We start from the raw sequence: 3596 nt of genomic DNA, 5'->3' as shown, positions 1-3596 counted from the left end.
TTTCTCCGGTCCGACGACAAACACCGTGGGCGGAACTGTCGGACAATGGATTCAGCAGGCGATGCAGGTATTGCAGCAGATGGGTTACGACACCAGCAAGATCGACCCGCAGGCCATCGCGATCATCATTCACTACGAATCCGGTGGAAATCCCAACTCGGTCAACAATACCGACAGCAATGCCGCGGCCGGACATCCGTCCCAGGGACTCATGCAGCTCATCCAGCCGACATTCGACACCTGGTCCGCGCCGGGCCACAAGAATATCCTCGATCCGGTGGACAATATCGTCGCCGGTGTGCGGTACGCGATCAACCGCTACGGTTCGGTCGACGCTGTCCCCGGCGTGGTGGCCGTGCGTAACGGCCGCCCCTACGAGGGATACTGATGCCGACGGAGCCGGATACGCCCGAATCGAGCGTCCGCAACGGCGGCGTGGGTACAACCGCTCCGGAACCACGCCGCCGCCGGACCGGCCGCAACGGCGCACCCCGGCTTCCGGCGCCCACGGCCGCTCCCGCCGCGATCGGCGCGGCGGCGACCGCGACACGTGCCGCACCCACCGCGCCGCCGCCGCAATCTCCTTCTCCAGCAACGACATCGACGCCGACATCGGCCAGTGCGAATACCGCGGCCTACGGAGCCGCGGCGCCGATGGCCGCCGCCGCGATGGGCGCGCTGGCGAGTATGGCCGCGCAATACGGCAGCAACACACCCGATCCCGACACCGGCCAGCCCAATTCGCCTCCGGCGGTTCCGATCTGGCGGCCGAGCGGCCCGATGGCCTGGGACAGCGCGGTGCATTCGGCCTACTCGGCGGACAACCAGGGCAAATCCGGGCAGGTCAGCGCGATGGGGCGGCTGAACGCCGACCTCTCCCGGCTGCTGGGCGGCTCGGCGGACAGCACGACCGCGGGGCGGGCTCGGCTCGCGGCGATCATCGCGGAGACCGATGCCGCGCTGACCGCCCTCGGCAGCGTCTCGGACACGGCGGTAGGGCAGCGTCAGGTGATGAACACCCTCGACGCCGCCCTGCAACGCGCCGGAGTGGTCCTCGGTCAGGGCCAGGCCGGCTCCGCCCTGACTGCGGAACAGGTTTCGGCTCTCGCCGACCGTTACGCGCAGGACTCCCGTGCGACCCCGCAACGACGAGTGGTCCACCGCCGCAGTTATATCGGCGGCTCCGGCGGGCCGCCGCTGACACAGCCGTCGGGCAATGAGCGAATCTGGATCGACGAGGCCGCGCGCGTACTCGAGGCGAACGGTTACAGTCCCGGTCAGCTCGATCAGGCCGCCATCGCGACGATCATCCAGCACGAGTCGGGTGGCAATCCGCATGCGATCAATCTGTGGGACAGCAATGCCGAGGCGGGACATCCGTCCAAAGGGCTGATGCAGACCATCGATCCAACTTTCGACGCCTGGGCGCTGCCGGGCCATCACAACGTCTGGAATCCGGTGGACAACATCATCGCCGGAGTGCGCTACGCGATCCATCGGTACGGCTCGATGAGCAATGTGCCCGGCATCGTCCAGCTGCGCCACGGGGGTTCGTACGTCGGGTACTGATCGTAGGGCCGGGGTGGTCCCGCTGGTGCGTTTTCGCTTATGCGACCTCGGCTCCTCTACCGAGAATGATCTTCCCGATGCTCACCATCGTCGGATTGTCGGGATTGAACTCGACTTGATCTTCCGGGCCGAAGTAACCGGCGTGATCCTTCGGATTGAGAAAGGCCGACTTCCACGGGCCTCGCGTGGACTCGCTCGTGAAAACCTTGGCACCGAACTCGGGACTGGTCGGCATCCGACCATGTTTGGGCATCGTCTTGAAAGAATCGTATTCGGCCATCGTGGCGTAGACACGATTCTTCATTTCGAGGGTGTCGACGCCGGCCAGCCTGAGGTCACTCACATGATCGACGCCGACACCGAAACTGCCGACCAAAACCAGATTATCGGCGTGCAGCGCCGCATCTCCGACCATTTCACCATCAGCAGCGTGCCCTAGGACGACATTTCCGTAGGAATGCCCGACCATGGTCGTGTACGGCTGTCCCTCTCCCATGTGCGTAACCTGCAACCCCTGCTGATAACGACGCAATAGCGGCGCAGCATTGTCCGCATAGGAAGGATCCCAAGCATATCGAGCACTCGGCGGCCGCTGGTAGGATTGCCACCGAATCGCGGCTACCCTGGGTTCCGGCTCGCCTTCTCGACGTACGCCCCGGGCGGCGTTGCGTAGCTTTTCGGCGATATTGAGGTTCTTGACCGGCGATGTTCCGGCGCCACCCAGGTAGGTGACAATGAAATCGGATTCATCAGGGTTCTCGCGGCTGATCGCCGTCCGGAAATCTTTGTCCAGATACGATAGATAGTATTTCCCTTCCTCTCCGATCGCGTTTTCGATCTGCTCGTAGGAGGTGATGGCTTCAGGATTACCCTCGACACGCGCCCTGGTCAGTAGATTATGCAGATTCAAGCGATTGAAAAAATCACGCTCAGCCTGCGGTATGCCATCAAGATTTCCTACGAAATTGTCGGCTGCCCAAACCGTAGCCTTCTCGGTGGGCGATAATGTCGACCAGAATTCGTTGAGTTCCTTCGGGTCATCCGGCAGTCGGGGCATAGATTCCCCCAGGGTGCCTATGTCGATATCTTCGGGCCGCTCGGCTCGAATGTGTGCGATCCTCTCGGCGGTCGAGCCCGACATGACCTCCTCGTTGCGCAGAGATTTCAGCAGCTCGGCCCCGAGGGCATCCTTCTCAGCCGCACCCGAGCGCAGGCGTCGTATTCCGCTGGCCCTCCGGGTGATTTCTGCGGCCAGCTTCTCGGCTATATTCCGAGCAGAATCACTCAATTCGATACCGATAGCGCGTAGTTCCTCCGGTATCCGATCACTGACCCCACCAGCCAGACCTCGCCGCAGGCGTTCCAGATGAGCCTGGATGATCCATTTGTGAAATTGACTCGAGGGATCGTTGTGACTCATGCCGCAGACATGCCTCTATCGCCTATAGCTAATCAACATGGTCAGCTATGGGCGAGCCCGACACGGCGGACTTCACACGCCCGATCGACAACTCGGCCAGCCAGCTCTGAGCCCATATCACGACCTGCTGATTTCCTCGTTTCCACCTTTCGATAGTCGATAACCATACACCTGCGACGGTCCGCATGAACTAAATGGCCGAACCGGCGTCGTACAAGCTATCAGGAGGTCCATCGGCTGGCATGGAAGCTGCTCGGCAGCGAAATGACCTTGACATAATCGCCCGTATGCGGCGCCTCGACGCATTTACCGTTGCCGATGTACATCATGACGTGTCCCGGACTGCCGTTGTTGAATTCGGAGTCGGGGAAGATCAAATCACCGGGACGAATGTCCGCGGGATTGACCTTGGGAAGATCCTGGTACTGCTTGTCCGCGGTGCGCGGAATATTCACTCCAGCGGCACGGGCAGCATAGGAGGTGAGCCCAGAGCAGTCGAAGACATTCGGTCCCGATCCACCCCAGACGTACGGTGTCCCAAGTTTGGACAGGGCCACCTGAATAGCCTTCTGCGCCGCCGCGGAGACGCCGGCGCTGCTGCTCATCG

Annotated in this window: 4 protein-coding genes; 2 read left to right on the top strand and 2 right to left on the bottom strand. The window is 62.2% G+C overall.

Annotated features, from left to right (window positions below):
• Positions 1-388 (top strand): transglycosylase SLT domain-containing protein (locus tag NV1_RS41490; RefSeq protein ID WP_157117782.1); only part of this gene is annotated, 388 nt, incomplete at its 5' end.
• Positions 388-1569: a transglycosylase SLT domain-containing protein gene (locus NV1_RS41485; RefSeq protein ID WP_245714204.1), complete on the top strand. Its 1182-nt coding sequence runs from the start codon at positions 388-390 to the stop codon at positions 1567-1569. The genes NV1_RS41490 and NV1_RS41485, both read left to right, overlap by 1 nt.
• Before the next feature lie 37 nt (positions 1570-1606).
• Here the strand turns inward: NV1_RS41485 and NV1_RS41480 are convergent, their stop codons facing one another.
• A complete protein-coding gene (locus NV1_RS41480; RefSeq protein ID WP_067905191.1) occupies positions 1607-2989 on the bottom strand; it encodes an alpha/beta hydrolase in 1383 nt (460 codons plus the stop codon).
• A gap of 221 nt (positions 2990-3210) precedes the next feature.
• The coding region (locus NV1_RS41475; RefSeq protein WP_067905188.1) for a C40 family peptidase at positions 3211-3596 on the bottom strand (386 nt) is incomplete at its 5' end.

This window comes from Nocardia vaccinii NBRC 15922, from assembly GCF_001613305.1.
Taxonomy (GTDB): Bacteria; Actinomycetota; Actinomycetes; order Mycobacteriales; family Mycobacteriaceae; genus Nocardia; species Nocardia vaccinii.
This window is presented reverse-complemented; position numbering and strand designations above follow the sequence as displayed.

Bases quoted from the DNA above. Each gene is read 5' to 3' on its own strand.
- NV1_RS41485 (WP_245714204.1), top strand. From the start codon at position 388: ATGCCGACGGAGCCGGATACGCCCGAATCGAGCGTCCGCAACGGCGGC.
- NV1_RS41480 (WP_067905191.1), bottom strand. From the start codon at position 2,989: ATGAGTCACAACGATCCCTCGAGTCAATTTCACAAATGGATCATCCAG.